Raw genomic sequence first — 25,510 nt, forward strand, 5'->3', positions numbered from 1 at the left:
ATTTAACGTCCGGAGTTGACAATAGAGAATCTGGATTAATAATAAGAAGAACAACTATGTTCAACCCAACAAAGCAAAAAGGTTAACAGGCTGCGATGGAACTAAATGTTCGTGACTGGATGATTATTGTAGGAGTGCTGCTGATTATAGTCGTACTACTCGATGGTTATCGCCGTATGCGCAATGAGCGGCGGGGTAATATCCGTATGTCGCTCAATAAACAATTTCTAAACTCCAGTGGCGCTGATGATAGTAATTCCAGCGAACTTCCCAATGGTGGTGCTCGCCCCGTCGGTCGTGGCAATGACGGTGCTTCCTTTCATGATGTATTAATGGAAGATATACCGCCGCGGCCCTCCAATAATATCGACCTCGGCCAGTCTGTTCCTATGTTGATGGATTCCGTTGAGGCGGGAGCAGAGGATAATCATCCGGAGCTGGTGGCTGAGCCATTAGTTGCCGAGCAAAGCCAGCCTGATATTGAAGTGACTGAGCCCGCCGTTGAGCCGGAGCAAACTCCTGCACCCCAGCAAGACACTGAAACTGTCACAGCGACAGGTGAGCAAGAAGTTGTCGTTATTAATATAGTGGCAAAAGACGAGCCCTTTAAAGGCCCGGACTTACTGCATATTTTACTGGCCTGTGATTTGCGTTTTGGTGAGATGAATATTTTCCATCGCCATGAGCAGTCTAATGGTGATGGTGCAGTGCAATTTAGTATGGCCAATAGCGTTGAGCCGGGCTATTTTGATCTCGATACCATTGATGATTTTTCTACCCCGGGTGTTTGTTTCTTTATGAGTGTCCCTGGGCCTGCTGACCCTATTAAAGCCTTTGAGTGTATGGTGGAAACCGCCCAATGCCTGGTCAGTAACCTTAACGGTGAAATGCTCGATGAATCCCGTAGCGCTATGACTAATCAAACTCTGGAGCACTGTCGCCAGCGTTTGCATGATTTTGAGCGACGTCAGCTTACCCACGCCTAATGCCTTTACCTGCAGCCATCAGCCAGCAACTCGACGAGTTGCGTGCCGTGATTAATCAGCATAACTACCGTTATTACGCGATGGATGATCCTTCCGTGCCGGATGCGGAATATGATCGCCTGATGCGCCAACTACAGGCTATAGAGGCGGACTATCCTGAGGCCGTTAATCCCGAGTCACCCACGCAGCGGGTCGGAGCTGAACCGCTGGAGGGTTTTCAGCAGATTCAGCATGAAGTTCCCATGTTGTCACTGGATAACGTGTTTAACAGCGAAGAGTTATTGGATTTTGACCGGCGTATCACTGAACGTCTGGGGAGTGATACCCCCTTTCGGTTGGTTTGTGAGCCCAAATTAGACGGGGCTGCCGTTAGCCTGCTCTATAGGCATGGTAAATTGGAACGGGGTGCAACCCGTGGTGATGGGGCAGTGGGTGAGGATATTACCCATAATGTCAGAACCATTAAATCCATACCGCTACGCTTAATGGGCGAGGGCTACCCCGATGTGATTGAGGTGCGCGGCGAAATCTATATGCCGAAAAAAGGCTTTGATGAGCTGAATGAACGCGCCCGTGCCAATGACGAAAAAACCTTTGTAAACCCACGCAATGCAGCTGCGGGTAGCCTGCGTATGTTGGATGCGCGAATTACCGCCGAGCGGCCTTTGGAAATGTGTTGCTATAGTGTTGGCTTGGTTGAAGGGGGGGATTTACCCGCTGGCCATTACGCTATTCTTGAGCAGTTACAGCAGTGGGGTTTTCGCATTAATAGCGAAATGCGTGTTGTTGATAATGTTCAGGGCTGCCTTGAGTACCATGATTATCTGTTGGCCAAGCGCAGCAGCTTACCCTATGACATCGATGGTATTGTTTACAAAGTCGACGATCTGGAATTACAGCAAGAACTGGGCTTTACCGCCAAAGGTCCGCGCTGGGCTATCGCTCATAAATTTCCTGCCGAAGAAGAAATAACCAAGCTATTAGATGTGGATTTTCAAGTAGGGCGAACGGGAGCGATTACCCCGGTTGCGCGTTTAGAGCCGGTTTTTGTCGGTGGCGTTACCGTTAGCAATGCGACCTTGCATAATCGTGATGAAATTGAGCGGCTGGGGGTAAAGATTAACGATACCGTTGTGGTACGCCGCGCCGGTGATGTTATTCCGCAGGTGGCCAAGGTGGTATTGGAGCGTCGGGGTGACGATGCCATAGATATTCAATTCCCGGAGCGTTGCCCGGTCTGTGACTCCGATGTTGAGCGCGTTAAAATTGTTAAATACAGCAAGGGTAGCCGCACTGAAGAAGAGGGCGCGGCCTATCGGTGTGTCGGGCGTCTGGTCTGTCAGGCGCAATTAAACCAGGCGATTATTCACTATGCCTCTCGCAAGGCGTTGGATATAGATGGTCTGGGCGAAAAAATTGTTGAGCAGTTGGTGGCCGAAGGTTTGGTTAAAAGCCCGGCGGACTTATATAAACTTCAGTTCGACAATTTGCAAGAGCTGGAAGGTTTTGCCGAGCTGTCAGCAAAAAACTTGCTGGCGGCGATTGCTGATCGTAAGTCCGTGCCCTTAAGCAAGCTGATTTTTGCTCTGGGAATACCCGATGTGGGTGAAGAGACTGCCAAAGTACTGGCAGAGGTCTTTGGCAGTATCGATAAAATTCGTCTCGCTTTACCGCAGTTGTTAGTTAATTTGCCAGATATTGGCCGCGAAGTGGCGAATGAAATTACCGGTTTTTTTGCCGATTCACATAATGCCGCGGTGATCGATGATCTGATTGCGGTCGGTGTTAACGCCAGTGATGGGGGTGAAATAAGCCCTAAATATCAGGGGGCAATAACGATGGCAGAGTGTATTGCCGGTTTTAATATTCCGGGGGTAGGGCCAACCACTGCGGCGTCACTGGCAAAGCATTTTAACGATTTAGCTTTATTGTTAGATGCCTCGGTTGCATCCCTTGCCGCTATTGATAAGGTGAGTGCCAAAGCGGCGGAGAGCGTTGTCAGCTTTTTTGCTGATCATAATAACCGCGATAAAGCACAGCAGCTGGAACAGCAATTACTCGACTTTGCGATGCACTGGAGCTGTGAGCGCCAGCAAGTGGACGCCTTGCCTCTAGAGGGGCTTATCTACGTGGTGACAGGAACACTGGAAACCATGGGGCGCAGTGAAGCCAAAGCCAGGCTCCAGCAATTAGGCGCCAAGGTAGCGGGCAGTGTCTCCAAAAAAACCGATTGTGTGGTTGCAGGCCCAGGTGCCGGTTCTAAATTAACGAAAGCTCAGGACTTGGGTGTTGATGTGATTGATGAGGCGGCTTTAATCGTTTTATTGCAGCAACACGGCCTTTAAGTCAGACTAACCTCAGCGGCAATGACGCTGGATAAAAATGGACTAGAACGCATAAATGGACTAGATAAGTACCTATGAAATTTATCTCACATCCTTTACTCGCCTTATTGGCTGTTATCCTGTTAACCACAGGCTGCACGGTCTCCCCACCAAAAAATCAGGACAATCTCTGTGAGATTTTTCGGGAGAAAGATGACTGGTACGATGCTGCTGCGGATGCGCGGGATAATTGGAATTCGCCGATCCCGGTGATGATGGCGATTATGCATCAGGAATCACGGTTTAAACAAAAGGCCAAACCACCGCGTACCAAAATCCTGGGTTTTATTCCCGGCCCCAGACCTTCGAGCGCTTATGGTTATTCGCAAGCTAAAGATGGCACCTGGGATTGGTATATGCGCAGCAGTGGCAACTACGGTGCGGACAGGGATGACTTTGACGATGCGATTGACTTTGTCGGCTGGTATAACCATACCAGCCGTAAAAAATCCTATATCAAACCTAATGACACCTATAACCTGTATTTGGCTTATCACGAGGGGCATGGGGGGTTTAATCGCCGTACCTTTAAAAAGAAGCCCTGGTTAACCAAGGTGGCGAAAAAAGTATCAGCACGTTCCCGTCGTTATGCGTCCCAGTTGGCCAAGTGCGAAGAAGAATTAAAAGGGCCCTGGTGGCAATTCTGGTAGAGCGGTTGCTGCCTTATAATCCATAGCTTCCATGTGGGTATGCGGCTGATAGTTGTCGGTTGGATAGTGGCTTAGGAAGATGCATGAAATTCCCTTCTGTGAAATGCCTAAATGCGGCATTTTTCCTAATAAAATCAGCCAATAAGGGCTGAATTCCCTCACAGTCTGTGGTTTAATTGCGGGGTTTGTCTGGCCCACTTTCGCGGGCGGAATAAAAACACCAAAAGAGGGTGGTAAACACCCCTAAAATAAATGGCCTTGAGCGGGTCATTTGCTAATTATTATCGGGAATGTAGTTTTGAAACCAACAGATATTAAAGATCCTGAGTACTTCCACAAGGTGGTGGATTGCCAGTATGCCTGTCCAGCGCATACACCTGTACCGGAATATATTCGTTTAATCGCAGCCGGTCGTTATACCGATGCCTATATGGTGAACTGGGAATCCAATGTGTTTCCTGGCGTACTGGGTAGAACCTGTGACCGTCCTTGTGAGCCAGCCTGTCGCCGTGGTCGCGTTGAGGAACAGCCTGTGGCGATTTGTCGTTTGAAGCGTGTTGCCGCTGATAACAAAGACGATGCCGATGTCGATGCGCAAATGCCGGAAATCCCCAGCACTAAAAACGGTAAGCGCGTTGCGTTGATCGGTGGTGGTCCTGCCTCGTTAACAGTAGCCCGTGATTTGATGCCACTGGGTTATTCAATCGACCTGTACGATGACCAACCACTGGGTGGCGGTTTTATGCGCAGCCAGATTCCTTCCTTCCGTTTGCCTGAAACGGTACTGAATCAGGAAGTTAATTATATTCTTGATATGGGTGTGGTCACACAGTTCAACACCTATGTGGATAGCTTAAAAAGCATTCTCGATAAAAACTACGACGCGGTCTTTGTTGGTACCGGTGCTCCTCGTGGTCGCGATTTGAATATCCCTGGTCGTGAAGAGGGCAGCGATAATATTCATATCGGTATTGATTGGTTATCCAGCGTTGCTTTTGAACACCGTGAAAAAATCGGCAAGAAAGTGATTGTGTTAGGTGGTGGTAACACCGCGATGGATTGCTGTCGTACATCACTGCGTCTAGGTGCGCAAGACGTAAAAGTGGTTGTGCGTAGCCCCAAAACAGAAATGAAAGCTTCCCCTTGGGAAATTGAAGATGCCGAGCGTGAAGGTATCCCCATGTTTGAAAACCATGTGCCATTAGAATTTGTGGTTGAAGATGGCAAACTGGTGGGTATGAAGTTTGATAAAGTTCGCGCTGAGTACGATGACAACGGCAAGCGTTCTTTGGTATCGCTAGGTGAAGCGCCAGAGCTGATTGAATGTGATGATGTATGTATCGCTATCGGTCAGGATAATGCCTTCCCGTGGATTGAGCGTGACCTGGGTCTGGAGTTTGGTAAGTGGGATATGCCTGTTGTTGATACCGACACTTTCCAGTCTACCAATGAAAAAGTTTTCTTCGGTGGTGATGCGGCCTTTGGTCCTGAAAATGTTATCACTGCGGTAGCCCACGGCCACCAGGCGGCGGTTTCGATTGATTTATTCCTTAACGGCAAAAGTGTGGCCGATCGTTTGGCGCCGGGTACTAATCTGGTTAGCCAGAAAATGGGTATCCACGAATGGAGCTACGATAGCGGCGTTGTTGATGATGTGCGCTATGCGGTGCCTCATGCTGAAGTGCAGTTATCCTTAACTGACCGTAAAATGGAAGTGGAATTAGGCTTTGACGCCGACACCGGTTTTGCTGAAGCCCAGCGCTGCTTAAACTGCGATGCACAAACCGTGTTCACCGAATCCAAATGTATTGAGTGTGATGCCTGTGTGGATATTTGCCCTACAGACTGTATTACCTTTACTGCACCTGCTGAAGAAGCCGAGTTGCGTGAACGCTTAACGGCTCCTGCTAACAACCTTGCACAGGACCTTTATATTTCTACCGATCAGCTGCCTACCAAGCGCATTATGGTGAAGGACGAAAATGTTTGCCTGCACTGTGGTTTATGTGCCGAGCGCTGCCCAACCGCAGCCTGGGATATGCAGAAGTTTATGTATGAAGTAACGAAGGCCGGTAATGAAGGCGGAGTAGTATCATGAGTAAAGTAGACAACATCACCTCCGTCAACGACCTGGTTATCAAGTTTGCCAACGTTAACGGTACCGGTTCAGCCAGTGCGAACAATATGTTTGCTAAAGCGATTTTCCGGATGGGCTTGTCAGTCAGCCCAAAAAATATTTTTCCCTCCAATATTCAGGGTCTTCCGACCTGGTATGAAGTGCGCGTTAGCGACAAGGGTTATCTGGGTCGCCGTGGCGGTATCGATATTATGGTCTGTGTTAACCCACAGAGCATGGCCAAAGATATTCAGGAAGTCTCACCCGGCGGCTATTTTATCTATGATAATACCAAGCCTCTGGATCTACGTTTGTTGCGCAACGATATTACCTTTATCGGTTTGCCGCTGACCAAAATCTGTCTGGATGAATATAAAGATGCCCGTCAGCGTCAGCTATTTAAAAACGTTATCTACGTGGGTGCGCTGGCTGCATTAATCAATATCGAGTTCGACGTACTGACCGGTTTGATTGCCGACCAGTTTAAAGGCAAAGAAAAATTAATTGCTCCTAATATTCACGCGATGGAGTTAGGCTTTCAGTATGCTCAGGAAAATATCCAGTGCCCATTGGGTGTGACGCTGGAACGCCGCGATAATCTTGGTGAGAAAATCCTGATTGATGGAAATACGGCCTGTGGTCTGGGTGCTGTCTATGGCGGTGCTACCATGGCAGGGTGGTATCCCATCACGCCATCAACCTCGGTGGTTGAAGGCTTTGAGAAATACTGTAAGCGCCTGCGGATTGATCCTGGCACCGGCAAGAAAAACTACGCCATTGTACAGGCCGAAGATGAGTTGGCGGCCATTGGTATGGTTATTGGTGCTAACTGGAATGGTGCGCGTGCCTTTACGGCAACCTCCGGTCCCGGTATTTCACTGATGAGTGAGTTTTTAGGCTTGGCTTATTTTGCTGAGATACCCACGGTATTGATTGATGTGCAGCGCAGTGGCCCTTCGACGGGTATGCCTACGCGTACACAGCAGTCTGATGTTATGGCCTGTGCTTATGCATCACACGGTGATACCAAGCATGTGTTGGTGTTCCCATCAACGCCAAAAGAATGTTTCGATATGACCGCTGAAGCCTTTGATCTGGCTGACCATCTACAGACGCCGATTATTATGCTGACCGATTTGGACTTGGGCATGAATGACAATATGTCTGATCCTTTAGAGTGGGATGACAAGCGCGAATATAACCGCGGTAAAGTCTTTAATGCTGAACAGTTGGAAGAAATGTCCGAGAAGTTTGGTCGTTATCTGGATGTTGATGGCGACGGTATTCCTTACCGGACTTATCCGGGTACTCATCCCACTAAAGGGTCTTTCTTTACCCGAGGTACTTCCCGTGATGAATATGCGGTTTATACCGAAGATGGCAGCGAATATGTGAAAAATATGGAGCGCTTGCTGCATAAGTGGGAAACGGCCAAAGGTCTTGTTCCCAAGCCTGAAATTATAAATTGTGAAGGCGGTAGCAGTGTCGGTATTCTGCATTTTGGTACCAGTGCTGATGCGACGAGGGAAGCCTCTGACTATCTGGCAGAAAGCGGTATCACTGTTGATACTTGTCGTATTCGAGCTTTCCCTTTTAATCAGGAGATTGAAGACTTTGTTGCCAATCACGAAACGGTATTTGTGGTTGAGCAAAACCGCGATGCGCAGATGCGTTCGCTGCTGGTAAATGATTGTGATATCGACCCCAAGCATTTAATTCCGGTACTGAATTACGACGGTATGCCCATTACGGCCCGTTATATTCAGGAGAAAGTCGAAAGTCATATCAGTGGCGCCAAGGTTACTCCCTTGCGTTCAAAAACTAATAAAAAGTAGGGTGATCTAAAGTGAGTTATTTAAAGCCAAGTTTCCGTCACCCAGAGTTACCTGTTAACGATTTGGGTTACACCAAGAAAAATTACGAAGGGGCTATTTCAACCTTATGTGCAGGTTGTGGTCACGATTCAATTAGTGGTGCTATTGTGCAGGCCATTTTTGAATTGTCGATTGCGCCTCATAATGTGGCCAAAATGTCCGGTATTGGTTGTTCTTCCAAAACACCCACTTACTTTCTCGGCAATTCACACGGATTTAACTCCGTTCACGGTCGTATGCCTTCGGTTGCCACCGGTGCGAATATGGCCAACCGGGATATGATTTATGTCGGTGTATCCGGTGATGGTGATACCGCCTCTATCGGTATGGGGCAGTTTACCCATGCTGTACGCCGTAACTTAAATATGATGTATATCGTTGAGAATAACGGTTGCTACGGCCTGACCAAAGGTCAGGACTCGGCAACGTCTGATATAGGTTCCAAGAGCAAAAAAGGCGAGCCTAACCCCTTTGAGCCGATTGATCTTGCCAGTATGGCGTTGCAGTTGGGAGCAACCTTTGTCGCCAGAAGTTTCTCTGGTGATAAAGAGCAGTTGGTACCGTTAATTAAAGCCGCTATTTCTCATCAGGGTTTTGCTTTTATTGATGTGGTTTCTCCTTGTGTTACCTTTAACAACAATCCGGGCTCTACTAAAGGTTACGAGCATGTGCGTGATCATTTGGCAGCAACCGGCACCGTTGATTTTGTGCCCATGAAAGAAGAGATTACTACCAGCTATCACCCGGGCACTTCTCAGGAAGTGACTTTGCATGATGGTTCGGTCGTGCATTTGCATAAAGCCGATGATAAGTTGGATATTCACAGTCGTCGTTCTGCATTGGGTTTAATTAAGGACTATAAGGCCAATGATCAGATTCTAACGGGTTTGTTATATATGGACCCTGATTCAAGGGAGCTTCATGAAACCATTGAGACTTCTAATAAGGCTCTTCGTTCTTTGGGTGAAGCTGATCTTTGTCCGGGTAATAATGTATTGAAGAACATTAACGAGAGCCTTCGTTAATACTTTTCAAGCCATAAAAAAACCGCTTTTTTAAGCGGTTTTTTTATGGCCGTTATTCCCGCAAACAAGGTGAGTTGCGCAGCAAGACAGGGCGAGTAGGGTGGATTATAATCCACCAGGCCCTGTTTCTGGCTCTCGAGCCGGTGGATTATAATCCACCCTACGGGGCGTTTAGGTGGGAATGAAAGTGCTTATTACCACTCGCCAATATTGTCCATTGATACCCAGGGCTCAGTTGGTTCCAGCGAACCACCTTCTTGCAGCAGCTCAATAGAAATATTATCCGGCGAGCGTACAAAAGCCATATGACCGCAACGTGGTGGGCGGTTAATCGTAACTCCTGCATCCATGAGTTTTTGGCAGGCCTCATAGATATTCTTAACTCTAAATGCCAGATGACCAAAGTTGCGGCCACCGTCATAGCTATTATCATCCCAGTTATGGGTGAGTTCGATAGCGGGGGATTTATGTTGTTCAAAAGTTTCAACATCCTCTGGCGCGCAAAGAAAGATTAAACTAAAGCGGCCGGCTTCATTATCCCAGCGAGCAACTTCTACCAGACCTAGATGATCACAGTAGAATGCTAGTGATTGTTCGAGGTTACTGACTCTTACCATGGTGTGTAAGTAGCGCATTATTGTTCTCCAGATATTCAGGCTTGGGATGATTATATGTCACCCAATAAAAAAGGCCCATCGGGGCCTTTTTTTGAAGAGAGTTACTTAGGCTTCAGCTAACTCTTTTTCTTCCACCTTTTCCGCTTCTTCAGCAGGCTTGAGTGTTTCAATTTCTTTCTCAAGGTTAGCAATCGTGTTTTGGTACTCGTAGCTTTCCTGCTTGTATTCTTTATTACTCTTGCTTAGCAGGTCATTGGCTTTACGCTGCTCTTCCAGCTTTTTCTTGGTTTCAACCAGGTTCTTCTTAAGCTTTTTGGCATCCAGTTGCTTAAGTTCTTTGACTTCTGACTTAAGGGTGCCTAATTCTTTCTGTGCAGCTTTATTCTTAGCTCGCAAAGCGTCGAACTCATTTTTGATGTTCTCAGAGCGATTGCTTAGCTCGCGGTTTTCCTGCTCAAGGCGTTTAATATCAGTGCCGCCACTTTTCAGCTCGTTAATTTCAGCGGCTTGCTGGGCAATAGTCGCCTGTAACTTGGCTTTAGCTTCCAACTGCTCTTCGGTTTTATACCGCTCAGCGGTCAGTTTCTTTTCGTACTGGGCCTTAAGATTGTTCTCAAGATTAATCAATGCTTCTAGTTGTTCGGCTGACGCCACGGTAGGTACCTCGGTATATCAACAGGTTCAAAATCAGGTGCGAGAAAGTGCTTTGGCCTTTGGGGTGTATTCCAGACTAGACCAGCTACTGCGCTCTTTTACGGCGGCGAAGTATACATGAAATGCTTTCAGATGGCTAGATATTAGCCATCTGAAAGGGCAGGAGGGGCGGTATTAATTACCTTTAAATTCAGGTGCTCGTTTCTCACTAAAAGCATTGATGCCTTCGTTACCATCATGGATGGTGGTCATGGAGGCGATAAAGTTAGCTTCCATATCCAGTTGTGTTTCAAAGCCGTTGCTAAAGGTGGTCATAAGCAGCTTTTTAACCGCTCCAAAGGCCTGGGTGGGGCCGTTAGCCAGTTGTTTGGCCAGTGCTTCTGCTTCTGCCTGAAGTTCATCGTTAGGCACAACACGGTTGATAGCGCCCCAATCCAGAGCCTCCTGAGCGCTTAATACCCGATTGGTAATCATTAGTTCCTGGGTCTTGCGCATGCCGATCAGACGGGGCAGGTAATAAGAGGAGCTACCATCAGGGGTTAGGCCAGCGGCGGTATAAGCCATAGTAAATTTGGCCGACTCGGCTGCCAAGACTAAATCCCCGGCTACCGCCAGGCTAAAGCCGGCACCAGCGGCGGTGCCATTGACCGCAACCACCACGGGGGCATTATTACGGGCCAGACGTGATAGGGCGCCATGCAGGTAAAAGGTGATCTCTTTAAGCAGTGCGCTGCGGCTATCAGCCCCCGCCATGCTCTTTAAATCACCACCGGCGCAGAATAGCTTGCCGCTGCCAGTAATCAATACAGCCCTGATAGAGGGGTCATCATCAATCGCATTGGCCGCCTGCATCATTTCTTTTGCCAGTTGTAAGTTGATACCATTGGCGGCATCGGGACGGTTTAGGGTGATTTTGGCTACGCCGTCGTTTTTTTCGAATAATAGTGCTTCAAAGTCAGCCATGGTAAATCCTGTTTTTATGCGTTTATTAACGGTATTTATGAGTCAGGTTAATTGAAAAAAGAGTGCGCAGAGCTTAAATGAAAATCTTGTTGTTGTCAGCCTATGATGCGGCCAGTCATCGGCATTGGTGTGAGGTACTGGAGCAGCACTTTGACCAGGATCAGTGGACAGTGCTGCGCTTGCCGGCCCGGTATTTTAGCTGGCGTGTGCGCGGTAATAGCTTAAGCTGGGCCTTTAGCGAACGCGATATTCTGTCACAGGAGTATGATTTGCTGATAGCCACCTCGATGGTGGATCTGTCCTCCCTGCGCGGCTTTGTTCCCTCGTTAGCCAGTATTCCCACCCTGGTATATTTCCATGAAAACCAGTTTGCCTATCCTGCCAGCCAACAACAGCACAGCTCGATAGAGCCACAGATATTAAATCTCTATACCGCTCTGGCGGCGGATAGGGTGGTCTTTAATAGTGACTATAATCGGCAGACTTTTTTATCCGGGGTAGGGGCCTTATTAAAAAAAATGCCGGATCAGGTACCTCCGGGCCTGATGGAGCGCCTTGCACCTATCAGTGATATTTTGCCAGTGCCGCTACGTTTCCCCGAGCTTAAGGCTGCACGGGATATCAAGGCTCCCTTGCAGGTGTTATGGAATCACCGCTGGGAGTACGACAAAGCCCCTGAGCGTTTGTTTGCGGCGATTAAGCGTGTGTTAGGTGCCGGTGTAAAGATAGAGCTGCATATTGTTGGTCAGCAATTCAGGCAGTTACCTCCGGTGTTTGCCGAGATGGAAGCTTATCTTCGCGAGTCTTATCCCGGGGCCCTTAAGCATTGGGGTTTTATCGAGGATAGTGCGGCGTACCAGCAGCTGTTATCAAGCTGTGATATCGCACTCTCGACCGCATTGCATGATTTTCAGGGGATGGCGGTATTGGAGGCAGTAGCTGCTGGCTGTATTCCTTTGCTACCCAATCGGCTTTGCTATAGCGAGTGGTTTGCTGACACCTATTTATACCCTGGTTTAGAGGATGTCGAGCAGGAAGCTGATGCCTTGGCCAGTCAACTTAGCGAACTGGCCCGGTTAAAAGAGATTGCTCAGCTACCCAGTGCGCCGTCGGTTGAAAGGTTTTCCATCGCCTGTCTTGGTCAGCAGTATTCACAAGCTTTTGCCGAAACTATCCATAGCCATGCCAATCTGTAAACAGTATTATAAGCGCGCTTTGACTAAGCCCTTTTATAAACCCCAAATGATGTTGTTATTGTTATGACTAAAGAACGTGTATTAACCGGTATCACCACCACAGGTACGCCTCACCTGGGTAACTATGTGGGCGCTATTAAACCGGCTATTGAAGCCAGCAAACACAGTGATATTGATTCCTTCTTTTTCCTGGCGGATTACCACGCTTTAATTAAATGTCATGACCCTGCACAGGTCAGACAATCCACCAAGGAAATTGCAGCCACTTGGTTGGCGCTGGGTTTGGATACCGATAACAGCACTTTTTACCGTCAGTCAGATGTGCCGGAAATTACCGAGCTAAGCTGGATTTTAACCTGTATGACGGCCAAGGGTTTAATGAACCGCGCCCATGCCTATAAAGCGGCGGCACAAGCCAATATCGACGAAGGTGAAGATGCTGATAAGGCGATCACCATGGGTTTATTTAGTTACCCGGTGTTAATGGCTGCGGATATTTTAATGTTTAACGGTAAAAAAATTCCTGTTGGCAAAGACCAGATTCAGCACGTAGAAATGGCCCGTGATATTGCCCAGCGTTTTAATCATCACTTTGACGATTTGTTCGTCTTGCCCGAAGCTGATGTTGGTGACGATGTTGCTGTGCTCAATGGCCTTGATGGCCGCAAAATGAGTAAAAGCTATAACAATACTATCCCGTTGTTTTTGACTGAGAAAAAACTGCAAAAGCATATCAATAAAATCAAAACCAATTTGCTAGAGCCGGGTGAGCCCAAAGACACCGAAGATTCTACCGTATTCCAAATTTGGCAGGCCTTTGCTAATGAAGAGCAAACCCAGTATATGCGTGACCAGTTTGCTAACGGTATTGCCTGGGGGCAGGCCAAAAAAGAGTTGTTTGCTTTGATTAATGAAGAGGTTGGCCCGGCCCGCGAACGTTATGAAGAGCTGATGGCCGACGGTGATTTTATTGAGCAGGAGTTGCAGAAGGGGGGCGAAAAAGCCCGTGAGTATGCTTCAGCCTTGTTAAAGAAAGTACGCACAGCGGTAGGTATAGCGCCCATCCTAAAATAAACCGCTACTCCTCCGGAGAGGAGCTGCGGTTGTAGGGTGGATTAAAATCCACCTCTTCGATGCCGGTTTCTTGGTGGATTATAATCCACCCTACGCTTGTGTCAGTTCTTCTGAAGTCGTCCACAATTTGGCAGCCAAATCCTTATCTAGCATATAAGGCCCTTCAGGTGTTACCGGATTACAATCTTCAAAGTAATTGCCCGATACTTTCTCTAAAGCAGGGTTAGTGGCTACATAACAAGACGTGGCGGCACCGGCTTCAACCGACTTCATAAAGGTCCAACCTATTAAGCTGGCGGCAATACGCTTCCATGCCGGAAAGTGACGACCAAGATTCGTATTAATAATACCTGGGTGAATAGAGTTTGCGGTAGCGGTTGTATTGGCAAGCTTATCTGATAACGACAGGGCAAACAGCGAGTTGGCCAGTTTGGATTGGCCATAAGCTTTCATTGGCTCATAACCTTTGCTGCCATCCAGATTATCAAATACGATACCCCCTTCAGGTGCCCACTGGTAACCCATGCTGCTAACAATCACAATACGTCCCTGTTCAGCTGCTGTTACCTGATCCAGTAATTCGTTGGTAAACAGGAAGTGACCAAGGTGGTTGACGGCAAATTGCTTTTCTACACCATTGACCAACTCCAGTTCAGGCAGCTCCATAATACCCGCATTACAGATCAGCATGTCAATGGTGGGGCTGATTGCTTTAATGGCTTTGGCACAGCTTCTGACAGAGGCGTGGTCTGTTAGCTCCATCACCACAGGGGTGGCCTTCCCTTGCTCGATACTGGCACAGGCCTTCTCGGCTTTTTCCAGTGTTCTTGCAGTGCAAATAACATGGGCGCCACGCAAGGCAAGCACACGCATCGTTTCATAGCCCAGACCGGAATTACCGCCAGTAACCACAGCGACTTTACCGGTCAGGTCAATACCTTCAGTGACTTCTTCAGCAGTGGATTCGGCGCCAAATTTTCCCATTGGCGGGTTGGCGGTTTGCGCAAGCAGCTGCGGGGCTAAAGCCGTGGCTAAAACAGCGGTGGTGGAATGTTGAACAAACTGGCGGCGATTAATGTTTTTATAGGGCATAGTCAGGTTCTTCGCAGGTGGATTTAAAGGAATAACATTTAAGACACTTACGATTCTATTCCAGAAATGGATGTTTTGCAGGTATAAAAAAACCGCCTTAAAAAGGCGGTTGGCTTTTACTCGAGGGGAGAGCAAAAGCAGGGGAGCTGTGAAAACGCTATAACTTGAATATAACAGTGATTGGGCAGCCCGCCAGAATGGGCTGCCTATCTTGTGGATTGGCTCACAAAGTGGCGGTGATAATCAGAATTGGATAGCAATATCGGCGTAATAAGAGCGCGGCTCACCAATAAAATACCGATCACCCGAGAAGGAAGAGAAGTCCGCCCGCTCGGCATAGTCCTCATCGGTCAGATTATTGACCCTGATACCAACACTAATATTACTATTGAGCTGCTGGCGCAGTCTTAAATGATAAAGGTCATGGCCTTCATAGCTATGCAGATTATCAATATCGGTGTAGTACTTGCCCATCGATACCCACTCCAGTTCCGCCCGGGTAGTGTCGGTGGGCTGCCAGCCCAACTGAACCGTGCTCATTCTGCGCGGCGCCGTATCAACATCGTTGCCGTCCAGATTGATAGCGTCATCCGAACCAAACAAACTGACATCGCTGGTATATTCATGACGGGCAAAGGTCCCGGAGGCACGAATATCCCACTGCTGGCCTAGCTGCCAGGACAGGTCGTACTCCACTCCCATATGCTCTGTCTGGCCATCATCGATATTCAGGCGATCAGAGGACTGGAAAATCACATTGGTCTTTTTCATATAGAAACTGGTCAGGCTGTACTGCACTGTATCGTGGCTGCCCCGCAGACCCCATTCAATACTATTGATTTCTTCCGAGTCTAAATCCGCCTCCATTTGGCCATTCTGTAAACGGTACATCTCAGTGGCCTGTGGCGCTCTAAAGCCATGGGCAAAACGGATATAGCTGTTAAGTTGCTCGCTAAACTGATGGTTGATACTGGCATTGGCGGAGATATTATCAAAGTCATCTTTGCTATCTTCAGGGCGGGTATAGCGGCAACCCTCGGCGCCGGAGCGGCTATTAATACATACCGAACCGTCTTCAGCGGTATTGCCCGCTATCATCTGGTTGTCATAGTCGTATTCTAAAAACTCATAGCGACCACCCAGTGACGCCACCGTATTGGAGGTAAGACTGTAATCGGCATTGATAAACGCAGCCAGCATCATCGCTTCCACCTCATAGTCATACTGTTTGCCCGCCGGGAAGGAGGAAAAGCCGCCTTCCTGTGACTGCTTGAGATAAGCATCGGTAAACTCCGCATCAAAGCCCTGACGCAGGCTGAGACCATTGCTGGTCTGTCGCTGGTAGCTGCTCTGCACACCGGCACTCTTTTGGCCATTGTCTTCCAGTGGTGTGCCGGGTAAAAAGTGCATCAAAAATTCCATATCGGTATAGCGGGCATAGGGTGTGATAATAAAAGAGCCGCCATTATTGAGTGATTTTTCGATACGGCTTTGCAGGCGTACGGACTGGCTATCGCGGTAGGCTTCGGGGTTGGGGTTTTCCCGGCGGCGGTCGCTCTCTTTGTAGGCCTCTTCACCTTCAACATAGCCCGCAGTTTCCTGATTCAGATTGCTGACACTTAACAGCGTATTGATAGCAAGATTGTCCGCGGTGTAATCATGGCGCGCAGTCATCTTCTGCTGGTCAAAACCGGAGTCATCTTTATAGCCGCCATCGTGGGCGCCATTAAGGTTAATGCGGTAGCCATGTTGGCCGTCATTATCGCTCTGGCTGAACTTAAGACGGTAGTAGTCATTGGAGCCCGCTTCGAGATTGAGCTGTTGTTGGTCGGCAGCGGAGGGCTGGCTGATCACATTGATAACGCCATGCAGGGCATCGGAGCCGTGGGAAACGGTGCCGGGCCGCGCAGTACTTCTATGCGTTGGGCTTGCTCGGTATTGATATCAAACAGTTGGTTCACATTACAAAAGCCGGTAGCGCGCACCGGTACGCCATCTTCGGCCACGGTAAAGGCACCGCAGCTGCCAGCACCGGTTAATACCGGTGAGCGAATGGCGGTCAGGTGTTCCTGACCATTGCCGCGGCTAATCCAGACACCGGGGACTCTGGCCAATGCTTCGCTGATATGGATGGCCGAGATTTGTTCCAGCTCCTGTTCTGAAATAAGCGATAAGCTGGCGGCACTATCGGCGAGTGATTGTTCAGTTCGGGTGGCGGTGACGACCGTGGTCTCCATCGCATCGTTGCTGGCTGCTTGGATTTGCAGGGGTAGGGCGATGGAAGCTAATAAGGTGGTGATTAGGGCCGAGCGAATATCAATGATAGGCATAAAGAATAAGGCTTTTATTAGTTAAAAAAGTTAGCGGCGCGCATTATAGCGAATGCAATGTTTAATGTTTACGGTAAAAAAGGGCTAATTGTGTAAATTCGCGGCTATTTTATCGCCTGACCAGTTTGAAGGCTGTTAGTGCGGGCTAATTCACAGCTAATAATTTGAATCTATTAGTTTTTTAATCTAAGTTTAAGGGTTATTAATGGGTGGTTTAATCGGCCCAAATCAGGGGGTTTAGTGCAGTTGACTGAAGGGTTTTAGTGGCAGCACTGTGATTCTTTACAGATAAAATAATAAGGGTATAAACATGTCGTCTGATAAGCCAACGCTTTTGGTTATTGGTTCTAATGCTGTGATGGAGTCAGCTCTCTGTCAGCATTTGCAGTCAACACTCTCGCTGGCTTATGCCGCCAATGCCGATCAGGTGATTGATGTCACCACAGATGACGAAGGCATTGACCTGTTATTGTTTGATGTTGATAGCCTGGGTGAAAGCGCCCATGAAACCTGCCTGTGGCTAAAGACCGATAATGAGACCAAGCATCTACCGGTTATAGTGATCATGTCTGATACCCAGCAGGCGTCCAAGTGGCTAAATATTGGGGCTGTTGATGTTATTAACCCTGACAGCCCGGTTGAGGTGGTTGAACGGCGCTTAAATACGCTGCTAGAACTGCAACATAAAACCCATTTACTGAGTGACATTGCCTCCCTTGACCCGCTAACGGCCCTGGCCAGCAAGCAGCGTTTAGATGAGTATCTGGATATTGAATGGCGTCGCAGCTTACGCGAGTTTTATCCGCTGTCGCTAATCAGTATCGATATTGATTTATTTACCGGCTTTAACGACCAGAATGGTTTGGGTAGCGGTGACGACGCTTTAAGACGTATTGCCAGAGCTTTGGAGGGCAGCAGCAACCGAGCGGCGGATATGGTGTCCCGCTATCAGAGTGACCAGTTTGTGGTATTGCTGCCGACTATTGAGTTGGAGAATGCTCTGGTCGTGGCTGAACGGATGGTGGCGGCGGTAGAAGCCTTGGCGATTCCCAATCAGGCGTCAACCATTGCAGATATATTAACGGTCAGTGCCGGTGTGGCGACGATCGAGCCATCCCGTGATAAGCGTTATGAAGATTTGATGGATGAAGCGCAGGAAATGCTTTATCGCTCGCAGCAAGAGGGCGGCAATCAGGCACAAGGTGTCTCCCTGTAGGGTGGATTACAATCCACCACCCGTCTCCCAAAACATGCCCTGCCGAATAAGTGATAGCTTGAATGGTGGATTATAATCCACCCTACGCTATATGTATTATCACATTGCGCTGCCCGCGATAGTGGCGGTGCTCCCACAAGTAAATACCTTGCCAGGTTCCCAGTGCCAACTGCCCTTCGATAATCGGTATCGACAGGCTGGTGGCGGTTAATGCCGATTTAATATGGGCTGGCATATCGTCAGGGCCTTCCAGAGTATGGGTATACAGCGGGTCATTTTCCGGCACTAAGCGGTTGAGCCAATTTTCCAGATCATGCTGCGCCGAGGGGTCATAATTTTCCTGCACTAACAGACTGGCTGAGGTGTGCTGGATAAACAGAGTGCATAGCCCCTCGGTGAGGTTTGAAGCCGCTACCTGTTGTTGCACTTGAGCGGTAAAGGCTAACAAGCCTTGTTGGCGGACATCAATAGACAGTGTTGTGACCATCTATAAAGCCTTATTATCAGAGGTGCTGTTAGAGGCTGGGTCGACGATAGGGTTGCTGCGCTGGTATTTTAATTCGGTGCCACAAAAGCGGCAATATTCAGCATCGGCTTCATGGCCAAATCTTTCACAGTTGCTGCATCGTATCACCGTTCTTTCTCGCTGCATTTCACTGATCAATTCCGCACTGATAATCCCGGTGGGTACCGCAATAATGGCATAGCCTGTCAGCATGGCGAGAGCAGCAATGGCCTGACCAAAAATGGTATGGGGTGTGATATCACCGTAGCCCACGGTGGTAACCGTAACGATAGCCCAATAAATACTGCGGGGGATACTGGTAAAACCGTAAATAGGCCCTTCGATGATATACATCAGCGAGCCAAAAATGGTGACCAGAATCAACACAAAAAATAGAAAGATAAAAATTTTCCGGCGTGCCATTAATAAAGAACGCAATAGGGCATTGGCCTCACCGCTGTACTGCAATAATTTCAGTACCCGAAAAATACGCATAACCCGCAGCAAGCGAATCACCAGCAGTAAACTGGCGGAGGGGACAAACAGTGAAATATAGGTCGGCAAAATTGCCAGTAAATCGACAATGCCATAAAAGCTGGTGATATAGGCTTTGGGGTTGGGGGAGCAATAAATGCGGGCAATAAACTCCAGCGTAAATAGTAGGGTAAAGAACCACTCAATATAAAATAAATGCATGGCATAGCGCAGTTGCCAGGCTTCTATCGAGTCGAGAATAACGGCGGTTACACTCAGCAGGATGGCGACAATCAGTATTAAGTCAAAGCGCTTACCGGCGGGCGTGTCGGTGCCGAAGATAATTCGGTAGAGTTTTTCTCGGAGGTTTTCTTTGCTGATCTCTGTTGTCATAACTGTGGGTATAGCTTTAGGGTTAGTGGGTATAAAACTCTAAGGCGAATAGGGCGCCGCCGTCAGGGGATTGTTCAATAATGAGCTTGCCCTGGTAGCTTTCAATAATATCATGGGCCACATTAAGGCCAATACCCTGACCGCTGTATTGCGTATCGGCACGCTGCCCTCTTTGGATCAGCTGCTCCCGTTGTTCGGGGGCAATACCTGCACCATCGTCATGTATCTCCAGTCGCAACCGTTTGTCGTTATTACTGGCGTTTATCTGGATCGTTTGTAGACAAGCTTTGCAGGCGTTATCCAGCAAATTACCTAACACTTCCATTAAATCTCTGGGGTCGCCCTTAAACAAACAACCTTCACTAATATCAATGCTGAAGTTAATCTCTTTGTCGGCATAGACTTTATTCATCGCACTGACCAGCCGGTCGACGCATGTCTGTACTAAGACGCTCTCGCTTAACTCATGTTGGGTAGAGATCACCGCACGTTGTAATTGATGCTTAATGATTTCGTCCATGCGCTGTGTTTGTTCGGCAATCAGGGGGTTAGGTTGATGGGTTTCAAGTTCGGTTTGAATAACAGCCAGCGGAGTTTTTAAACTATGGGCAAGATCGGCGAGGGTGCTGTGGTAGCGTTCCCGTTGGCTGCGCTCATTTTTGATCAGGGTATTAAGGTTTTTGGTCACACCTTTTAATTCAACTGGGTAGCGGCCCTCGATGCGCTCTTTTAAGCCGCTTTCAATTTGCTTTAGATTGCGGGCCAGTTGCCGTAGGGGTTTGGTACCCCAGCGTAAGATAAGCATTAGCAAAGCAATCAAGACTAAGCCAATACCCATTAGCCATAGCCGCAGGTCCTGTTGAAAGTCCTCGATATTGGCCAGTGTGGGCCGGCTGTCTTCCATGACGGTAAAGGTGAATAGCTCGGGTTGATCAGCTTTCACTTCCCATCTAACTTTATAGTGGTATACAAAATAATCCGGGTAAACAATATATTCTGCTTTGCCGGCTTCGGTGATAGAGGATTCCAGTAATACTATATCTAGATCCAGTGTATGGGCAGAATAGGAGCTCCAATAAATCTTGCCCTGACTATCGCTGATATAGCCATACAATCCGGACTCAAAGTCATCAAACCTGGCTTCTCTTAATTCGTCTGGCAGCTCAATCGCATTGTCACCAATAATGGCGGAGGAAAGCAGAATATTACTTTGTAAACGTAGTTGCTCCTTTTTAGCGGCGTAGACGTTTTCCAGTGATAGCTGGTTAATAATATAACCCAGCAAACCAAAGAAAAAACTCAGTGCTAAAAAGCTGGCAATAAAAACTCTACCAAATAATGTATTAGGCACTTTGGTTAATCCCCTGACGTTGAGTCTGGCGCAGTGCTGGCCAGAGTAAAGCGATAGCCTTGGCCGCGAACGGTGGCTATGGGCTTTAAGCTATTTTGTGGGTCAATTTTTTTACGCAGGCGGCCAATAAATACTTCAATCACATTGCTATCCCGGTCGAAGTCCTGGCTATAGAGGTGCTCGGTGAGCTCGGTTTTAGAGACCACTTTACCGGCATGGTGAGCCAGATACTGTAAGGTATTATATTCATAGCTGGTTAAGGTCATGGCCTGACCATCAATAGCGGCTGTCTTTGCCGCCGTATCAATCGTCAGGGGGCCAAAGTTAAGCGTAGCTGTGGCTTTGCCTGCACTGCGTCTTAGCAGTGCATTAATACGGGCGCTGACTTCTTCAATATGAAAGGGTTTTACTACATAGTCGTCAGCACCCGCCTCCAGACCTTCGACTTTATCTTGCCAGTCGCTGCGGGCCGTTAGAATCAGTACAGGAAAGGTCTTGCCCATTTGGCGCAGTGCCTTGATCAGTTCAATACCTGACACTTCAGGTAAGCCTAAGTCGATAATGGCCAAATCATAGGGGTATTCCTCCACCATATATAAGCCTTCCTTACCGTCCTGAGCGGTATCGGTGGCATAGCCATTTTGCTGCATGGATTCGGCGAGCTGCTGACGAATATTGGCTTCGTCTTCAACAATAAGGATACGCATGGATGGAAAGAGCCTTTTACTGTGTTTTTATTAATAAGTGTGTATGAAGTGTAGCAGGGCAGGGGCTTTCAGGCGGTTTTCTACAGGCAAAAAAATACGGCAAACCATAAGGGTTGCCGTATTGTGAGGTTTGCGATTAGCTGAGAAAGATTACTTACAGACTTTCTTGGCTGTTTTAATCTGCTTCTTGCTGCATACGTCTTGGCCGCCTTTACCAACGCACCATTTCTTACGGTTGTCCCAAGCACTGATATCAGCCGTGCTGCCGTTTGAGCATTTTACCTGATAGTGAGAATAGATCATGTCGTTTTCAACAACCACATCTTCAATATATTTGATACTGGTTGGTTTGGCTGCAAAAGCACCGGCACTCAGGGTCAGGGCCGCAGTGGCTAGAATGATTTTTTTAATAGCAGTCATTTTCATGAGGTAAAGCTCCAATGGTCGTTTTTTAATGATGTAGTCGTTTGATTTGTAGTGATTATGGCAAGCTGAAACTGAACTGAAGCTGAATGGTATTCAGTAAATACGGTTTTTTATGGATATTGTTGTTAAAAAGCGGGTAGATAGGGTGAGTTTTGATCGAATTTACGGGGTGTTGGCGCTGAGCTGGGCTATTTCTGCTTCGCTGGCGGCCTCATAGGACTCGGTCTGCTTTTCTTCTGTGAGACGGCAGTGGTGGCAGGCCAGCGATTGCTGGGAGATTTTTGTCCAGCGCGGTGTTAAGGACCATAGGTGCCGACGGGAGCGGGTATAAAAATAGTCTCCCTGTTTACGTCCCTCCATGGATAAAAACTTAGATGTAAGCAAAAATGGCCGGGTAATCCGGGTAAGCCGGTCGCCACAGTGTTGGCAATAGCGGTGGCGATGACCATCGATGATGTAGATCAAAATATAAGCAATCAATGCGGCTATCGAGATATAGTCCAGTACCGGTTGATCAATAGCACTAACAGCAAAATTGATGGCACCCATAATGATGGTGAAAAATAGCAGTGTATAAACGCTTAACAGAAGGGTTTTCGGCAGCGGGCGTTCCAGGGAGGAAACACGGTTATAGGTTTCTAAATTATCCATCGATTATCAGTATTATCCGAGTCACTAAAGCATCCATCAAATAGCTGCCAGCTTACTACTACACCGTATAACACTGGCCGCTTTTGCCGTGAAATGAGTATAGCATTAGGAATTAATGAGATGAAAATATCCTGTATATATACCTTATTATACTGATAAACATGAAATTCAATTTATCAATAGTACGATTAATCAGCCTATCTGGATGGATTGCTGCCAAATTGATAATTATCAAAGTTACCCATGTTTTCTATGACATATTCAGCCTAACAGAAAGGATAAATTACCTTAAAAGGCGGTCAATTATCCTTGGGTGCATCCTTCGCTGGATGCGAACAATTCGCATTTTAAAAATTATGTTGCATTGCCTGTTGTTAGCATGAAAGAATGGCGGCAAGTCGACTAGAAAGGCGACGTAGTTTTTAATGATGACAATATAACGGACCGAGAAACAACATGTTAATTTTAACTCGTAGAATTGGTGAGAACCTTATTATCGGTGATGATGTAACCATCTCGGTATTGGGTGTAAAAGGAAATCAAGTCAGAATCGGTATCGATGCGCCAAAAGAAGTTCAAGTTCATCGAGAAGAGATCTATAACCGTATTCAGCTTGAGAAAAACAGTAGTGCCAAGGAAGAGGTTAACGGAAATTTCTAAGTAAATTTCTCTCTGACTACCACTGTTTTTGCCTGATTGCTGGCTCACTTGCCAGCTAATCTGCGCGCCTTTAAAGCTGAGGGCATATCCTGCTTAAACCGGCTTCGGCTTTGCCAATCGCCTGGCATAGCTTACAACCACAGTCGGTTTTACCTACTTAGCTTGCCTTTACCTCTATGTTCTAGCCCCTGTATTGCTAGCCCTTATGTTGCTTTATTGCCTGGCTCCCTGTCATGCCCCCGATTAGCATTTGCATATTTATTGGCTGGTGCCTAAGATTCGGCTAATACATTTTTATAGTCCTTTGAGCCCCCTATGTTATCGACAATGTGGAGAGTCGTTTTACCACTCTTTCCCTATCTACTGCTATTGCTAGCGTCCCCGGTTTCTGCCGCCGGGTTTGAGTTTCCCGTCCGTTCCTTTTTGCAAGGCAAGCCGGTTACTTCTGATGATTTAGAGTATTCCATCCGGCTGGGGGGGCGTCTGCATGTCGATAGTAATAACCATGAGGGGGTTTTTAATAATGCGGGGGGCGGCGGCCATGATAGCGATATATTTATTCGTCGTGGGCGCTTAAGTATCAGCGGCTATGCGACCAGTGATTGGCAGTACCGCTTTCAGGCGGTACTGGAAAAAGATGCCGATAATGATGTGTCTGATGCCTATGTGATTTATAAGGGTTTTGGCCCTAAATTTTGGCTGCGGATTGGCAAGCAAAAAGAAGATCTGGGGCTGGAGTGGCTGACCAGTTCCAATACCATTACAACCATCGAGCGCTCGGCTGCAACCAGGGCTTTCTCTCATATTCGCAGTGAAGGGGTGACGGTAGTGGGGCGCCATAGGGATTTATCCTACAACATCGGTGTGCATAAAAATGACTATACCGAGAATACCAAGGCCGTACTAACGGGCCGTATGGTCAAGCGTATGATCAATGAAGAGCGGGACGTTTTTCAGTTTGGTGGTGGTTTTAGTTACCGGGAAGGTAATCGCGGCAATATTAATATACGGCCTGAACAGCGGGAAATCGCAGCCATTGACCGTATTGATAGTGGCGATATTTCCTCTGATGAAGGCTGGGTGTTTAATATTGAATCCATGACTATTCAGGATAATTGGCATCTTAGCGGTGAGCTTTATTATGCCGAGTACCGTGGCAAGGAAACGGCGGCCCCTTGGGGCGGTTATGTGATGGCAGGTTACTTTTTAACGGGAGAGAAGCGGCTTTATGATGATCTTCATGGCCGCTTTGCGGGTGTTACACCTAGTGGGGACAAGGGGGCTGTTGAGCTGTATTCGCGGCTGACCTGGCTTGATCTGGCTGATAATGGTCAGGGTAATAAGGCGTCTATTCTGACTACGGGTGTTAATTGGTATCTGGGCCCAAGGCTTCGCTTGATGCTAAATTATGTCCATGCCGAATATGACAAGCCGCCCGCAGGCTTGACCGATGATGGCGTCGGGTTGACGGGGGATACCAGCGGCGATGCGATCGCCGCCCGGTTACAGTTCTGGTATTAACCGCTTACTGGCAGGTAAATTGGTAGTGTAGATAAAAATCACTCTCTACCGGCACCGACCATTCTTTTTCTTTTGTCCAGCCTTGTGGGCAGTACTTGGCCATCTTTCTATGTAAAGCGTTCATCGCTGTGTAAGGTGTGTCACTAGTATTTTCACTATCACCGACGGCATAGCGCTGGCGAATTTCATAGCTTTGGCCTTTGTTGGCTGCTGCCTTTTCCGTATTGGGCTTTGCCGGTATTGTGGCTACCGCTTTAGGCGTTTCAGTAGCTTGCGCTTTAGGTTGAGTTGGAGTTTGTGATGTGGTTTGTGATGTAGTTTGTGATGTGGTTTGTGATGTAGTTTCGCTGGTTGCTTCGGCTTCGTAAGTTTTAACCGTTTTATTACTGTCTCTACCGGGAAGAATTTCGCCGGTCTCTGTATTAAAGATTTTTATCGAGTCTTCTTTGGTTTTATGAAACGACTCAAAATCCAGTGTATCAGCGTCGTCAACATCAAAGGCATCGCCAGCCATGGCTGTTGTGCTGAGTAGTGTGCTGACTAACAGACAAAGGCATCGTTGATAGTTATTCATAGTCATTCCAATCAATTTTCTTTTAGGCTAAACGAAAAAAACGGAGAACACTAGTGTTCTCCGTTTTTCAA

The 25,510-nt window shown here is 47.7% G+C and carries 24 protein-coding genes; 11 read left to right on the forward strand and 13 right to left on the reverse strand.

All coding sequences use genetic code 11. From position 1 onward, the window contains the following. Positions 1-95 precede the first annotated feature (95 nt). From zipA to BST96_RS15810, 6 genes are all read left to right on the forward strand, one after another. Positions 96-986: a cell division protein ZipA gene (gene zipA, locus BST96_RS15785; protein WP_085759626.1), complete on the forward strand. Its 891-nt coding sequence runs from the start codon at positions 96-98 to the stop codon at positions 984-986. Beyond that, the gene (gene ligA / locus BST96_RS15790) at positions 986-3,331 is read left to right on the forward strand and encodes an NAD-dependent DNA ligase LigA (RefSeq protein WP_085759627.1); all 2,346 of its coding nucleotides are present in this window, start codon (positions 986-988) and stop codon (positions 3,329-3,331) included. The genes zipA and ligA overlap by 1 nt, the downstream gene beginning before the upstream one ends. Positions 3,332-3,405: 74 nt before the next feature. After that, positions 3,406-4,020 (forward strand): transglycosylase SLT domain-containing protein, encoded by a 615-nt coding sequence (locus BST96_RS15795; protein ID WP_085759628.1) that lies wholly within the window; start codon positions 3,406-3,408, stop codon positions 4,018-4,020. A 298-nt stretch (positions 4,021-4,318) separates the two neighbouring features. Then, positions 4,319-6,118, forward strand: a complete 1,800-nt coding sequence (locus BST96_RS15800) for an FAD-dependent oxidoreductase (protein WP_085760563.1) — start codon at positions 4,319-4,321, stop codon at positions 6,116-6,118. After that, complete coding sequence (locus tag BST96_RS15805) at positions 6,115-7,971, forward strand: 2-oxoacid:acceptor oxidoreductase subunit alpha (protein ID WP_085759629.1); 1,857 nt, start codon at positions 6,115-6,117, stop codon at positions 7,969-7,971. The genes BST96_RS15800 and BST96_RS15805 overlap by 4 nt, the downstream gene beginning before the upstream one ends. A gap of 11 nt (positions 7,972-7,982) precedes the next feature. After that, complete coding sequence (locus BST96_RS15810) at positions 7,983-9,035, forward strand: 2-oxoacid:ferredoxin oxidoreductase subunit beta (RefSeq protein ID WP_085759630.1); 1,053 nt, start codon at positions 7,983-7,985, stop codon at positions 9,033-9,035. A 194-nt stretch (positions 9,036-9,229) separates the two neighbouring features. On the opposite strand, the gene BST96_RS15815 is transcribed toward BST96_RS15810, so the two are convergent. The 3 genes from BST96_RS15815 to BST96_RS15825 form a co-directional block, all read right to left on the reverse strand. After that, positions 9,230-9,670 (reverse strand): VOC family protein, encoded by a 441-nt coding sequence (locus tag BST96_RS15815; RefSeq protein ID WP_085759631.1) that lies wholly within the window; start codon positions 9,668-9,670, stop codon positions 9,230-9,232. Positions 9,671-9,757: 87 nt separating this feature from the next. Beyond that, positions 9,758-10,306, reverse strand: a complete 549-nt coding sequence (locus BST96_RS15820; RefSeq protein WP_085759632.1) for a hypothetical protein — start codon at positions 10,304-10,306, stop codon at positions 9,758-9,760. Between the two features lie 174 nt (positions 10,307-10,480). After that, positions 10,481-11,269: an enoyl-CoA hydratase/isomerase family protein gene (locus BST96_RS15825; RefSeq protein ID WP_085759633.1), complete on the reverse strand. Its 789-nt coding sequence runs from the start codon at positions 11,267-11,269 to the stop codon at positions 10,481-10,483. Between the two features lie 77 nt (positions 11,270-11,346). Here BST96_RS15825 and BST96_RS15830 point away from each other — a divergent pair, with 77 nt between their 5' ends. Then, positions 11,347-12,465, forward strand: coding sequence for a tRNA-queuosine alpha-mannosyltransferase domain-containing protein (locus tag BST96_RS15830; protein ID WP_085759634.1), 1,119 nt, complete (start codon positions 11,347-11,349; stop codon positions 12,463-12,465). 63 nt (positions 12,466-12,528) lie between these two features. Beyond that, the gene (locus tag BST96_RS15835) at positions 12,529-13,539 is read left to right on the forward strand and encodes a tryptophan--tRNA ligase (protein ID WP_085759635.1); all 1,011 of its coding nucleotides are present in this window, start codon (positions 12,529-12,531) and stop codon (positions 13,537-13,539) included. A 90-nt stretch (positions 13,540-13,629) separates the two neighbouring features. Here the strand turns inward: BST96_RS15835 and BST96_RS15840 are convergent, their stop codons facing one another. The 3 genes from BST96_RS15840 to BST96_RS21080 all read right to left on the reverse strand — a co-directional run bounded on the left by BST96_RS15840 (position 13,630) and on the right by BST96_RS21080 (position 16,961). Next, a complete protein-coding gene (locus BST96_RS15840) occupies positions 13,630-14,631 on the reverse strand; it encodes an SDR family NAD(P)-dependent oxidoreductase (protein WP_085759636.1) in 1,002 nt (333 codons plus the stop codon). A 243-nt stretch (positions 14,632-14,874) separates the two neighbouring features. Further along, positions 14,875-16,485 (reverse strand): TonB-dependent receptor, encoded by a 1,611-nt coding sequence (locus BST96_RS15845; protein ID WP_240554819.1) that lies wholly within the window; start codon positions 16,483-16,485, stop codon positions 14,875-14,877. Further along, on the reverse strand, positions 16,482-16,961 hold the full coding sequence (locus BST96_RS21080) for a TonB-dependent receptor (protein WP_240554820.1): 480 nt from the start codon (positions 16,959-16,961) through the stop codon (positions 16,482-16,484). The genes BST96_RS15845 and BST96_RS21080 overlap by 4 nt, the downstream gene beginning before the upstream one ends. Before the next feature lie 310 nt (positions 16,962-17,271). Here BST96_RS21080 and BST96_RS15850 point away from each other — a divergent pair, with 310 nt between their 5' ends. Beyond that, the gene (locus tag BST96_RS15850) at positions 17,272-18,177 is read left to right on the forward strand and encodes a diguanylate cyclase domain-containing protein (protein ID WP_085759637.1); all 906 of its coding nucleotides are present in this window, start codon (positions 17,272-17,274) and stop codon (positions 18,175-18,177) included. A gap of 82 nt (positions 18,178-18,259) precedes the next feature. Here BST96_RS15850 and BST96_RS15855 read toward each other — a convergent pair whose 3' ends face one another. The 6 genes from BST96_RS15855 to BST96_RS15880 all read right to left on the reverse strand — a co-directional run bounded on the left by BST96_RS15855 (position 18,260) and on the right by BST96_RS15880 (position 22,684). Next, positions 18,260-18,664 (reverse strand): secondary thiamine-phosphate synthase enzyme YjbQ, encoded by a 405-nt coding sequence (locus BST96_RS15855; protein WP_085759638.1) that lies wholly within the window; start codon positions 18,662-18,664, stop codon positions 18,260-18,262. Beyond that, positions 18,665-19,549, reverse strand: a complete 885-nt coding sequence (locus BST96_RS15860) for an ion transporter (RefSeq protein ID WP_085759639.1) — start codon at positions 19,547-19,549, stop codon at positions 18,665-18,667. 22 nt (positions 19,550-19,571) lie between these two features. Continuing rightward, positions 19,572-20,900: an ATP-binding protein gene (locus BST96_RS15865; RefSeq protein ID WP_085759640.1), complete on the reverse strand. Its 1,329-nt coding sequence runs from the start codon at positions 20,898-20,900 to the stop codon at positions 19,572-19,574. Positions 20,901-20,905: 5 nt separating this feature from the next. Next, positions 20,906-21,607 carry a response regulator transcription factor gene (locus BST96_RS15870; protein WP_085759641.1) on the reverse strand — a complete coding sequence of 234 codons (702 nt, stop codon included), beginning with the start codon at positions 21,605-21,607 and terminating at the stop codon, positions 20,906-20,908. A 150-nt stretch (positions 21,608-21,757) separates the two neighbouring features. Beyond that, the gene (locus tag BST96_RS15875) at positions 21,758-22,033 is read right to left on the reverse strand and encodes a hypothetical protein (protein WP_240554821.1); all 276 of its coding nucleotides are present in this window, start codon (positions 22,031-22,033) and stop codon (positions 21,758-21,760) included. Positions 22,034-22,195: 162 nt separating this feature from the next. Beyond that, positions 22,196-22,684, reverse strand: a complete 489-nt coding sequence (locus tag BST96_RS15880; RefSeq protein ID WP_085759642.1) for a hypothetical protein — start codon at positions 22,682-22,684, stop codon at positions 22,196-22,198. A gap of 456 nt (positions 22,685-23,140) precedes the next feature. Between BST96_RS15880 and csrA the strand changes: the two genes are divergently transcribed. Together csrA and BST96_RS15890 are read left to right on the forward strand one after the other, a co-directional pair. Beyond that, positions 23,141-23,344: a carbon storage regulator CsrA gene (gene csrA, locus BST96_RS15885; RefSeq protein ID WP_085759643.1), complete on the forward strand. Its 204-nt coding sequence runs from the start codon at positions 23,141-23,143 to the stop codon at positions 23,342-23,344. Positions 23,345-23,659: 315 nt separating this feature from the next. Further along, a complete protein-coding gene (locus BST96_RS15890) occupies positions 23,660-24,865 on the forward strand; it encodes an OprO/OprP family phosphate-selective porin (RefSeq protein WP_085759644.1) in 1,206 nt (401 codons plus the stop codon). Between the two features lie 4 nt (positions 24,866-24,869). On the opposite strand, the gene BST96_RS15895 is transcribed toward BST96_RS15890, so the two are convergent. Beyond that, positions 24,870-25,439, reverse strand: coding sequence for a hypothetical protein (locus tag BST96_RS15895; RefSeq protein WP_157117987.1), 570 nt, complete (start codon positions 25,437-25,439; stop codon positions 24,870-24,872). Positions 25,440-25,510 lie beyond the last annotated feature (71 nt).

This window comes from Oceanicoccus sagamiensis, assembly GCF_002117105.1.
Lineage (GTDB): Bacteria > Pseudomonadota > Gammaproteobacteria > Pseudomonadales > Dasaniaceae > Oceanicoccus > Oceanicoccus sagamiensis.

Bases quoted from the DNA above. Each gene is read 5' to 3' on its own strand.
- zipA (WP_085759626.1), top strand. From the start codon at position 96: ATGGAACTAAATGTTCGTGACTGGATGATTATTGTAGGAGTGCTGCTG.
- ligA (WP_085759627.1), top strand. From the start codon at position 986: ATGCCTTTACCTGCAGCCATCAGCCAGCAACTCGACGAGTTGCGTGCC.
- BST96_RS15795 (WP_085759628.1), top strand. From the start codon at position 3,406: ATGAAATTTATCTCACATCCTTTACTCGCCTTATTGGCTGTTATCCTG.
- BST96_RS15805 (WP_085759629.1), top strand. From the start codon at position 6,115: ATGAGTAAAGTAGACAACATCACCTCCGTCAACGACCTGGTTATCAAG.
- BST96_RS15815 (WP_085759631.1), bottom strand. From the start codon at position 9,670: ATGCGCTACTTACACACCATGGTAAGAGTCAGTAACCTCGAACAATCA.
- BST96_RS15825 (WP_085759633.1), bottom strand. From the start codon at position 11,269: ATGGCTGACTTTGAAGCACTATTATTCGAAAAAAACGACGGCGTAGCC.
- BST96_RS15830 (WP_085759634.1), top strand. From the start codon at position 11,347: ATGAAAATCTTGTTGTTGTCAGCCTATGATGCGGCCAGTCATCGGCAT.
- BST96_RS15835 (WP_085759635.1), top strand. From the start codon at position 12,529: ATGACTAAAGAACGTGTATTAACCGGTATCACCACCACAGGTACGCCT.
- BST96_RS15840 (WP_085759636.1), bottom strand. From the start codon at position 14,631: ATGCCCTATAAAAACATTAATCGCCGCCAGTTTGTTCAACATTCCACC.
- BST96_RS21080 (WP_240554820.1), bottom strand. From the start codon at position 16,961: ATGCCTATCATTGATATTCGCTCGGCCCTAATCACCACCTTATTAGCT.
- BST96_RS15850 (WP_085759637.1), top strand. From the start codon at position 17,272: ATGTCGTCTGATAAGCCAACGCTTTTGGTTATTGGTTCTAATGCTGTG.
- BST96_RS15855 (WP_085759638.1), bottom strand. From the start codon at position 18,664: ATGGTCACAACACTGTCTATTGATGTCCGCCAACAAGGCTTGTTAGCC.
- BST96_RS15860 (WP_085759639.1), bottom strand. From the start codon at position 19,549: ATGACAACAGAGATCAGCAAAGAAAACCTCCGAGAAAAACTCTACCGA.
- BST96_RS15870 (WP_085759641.1), bottom strand. From the start codon at position 21,607: ATGCGTATCCTTATTGTTGAAGACGAAGCCAATATTCGTCAGCAGCTC.
- BST96_RS15875 (WP_240554821.1), bottom strand. From the start codon at position 22,033: ATGAAAATGACTGCTATTAAAAAAATCATTCTAGCCACTGCGGCCCTG.
- BST96_RS15880 (WP_085759642.1), bottom strand. From the start codon at position 22,684: ATGGATAATTTAGAAACCTATAACCGTGTTTCCTCCCTGGAACGCCCG.
- csrA (WP_085759643.1), top strand. From the start codon at position 23,141: ATGTTAATTTTAACTCGTAGAATTGGTGAGAACCTTATTATCGGTGAT.
- BST96_RS15890 (WP_085759644.1), top strand. From the start codon at position 23,660: ATGTTATCGACAATGTGGAGAGTCGTTTTACCACTCTTTCCCTATCTA.
- BST96_RS15895 (WP_157117987.1), bottom strand. From the start codon at position 25,439: ATGAATAACTATCAACGATGCCTTTGTCTGTTAGTCAGCACACTACTC.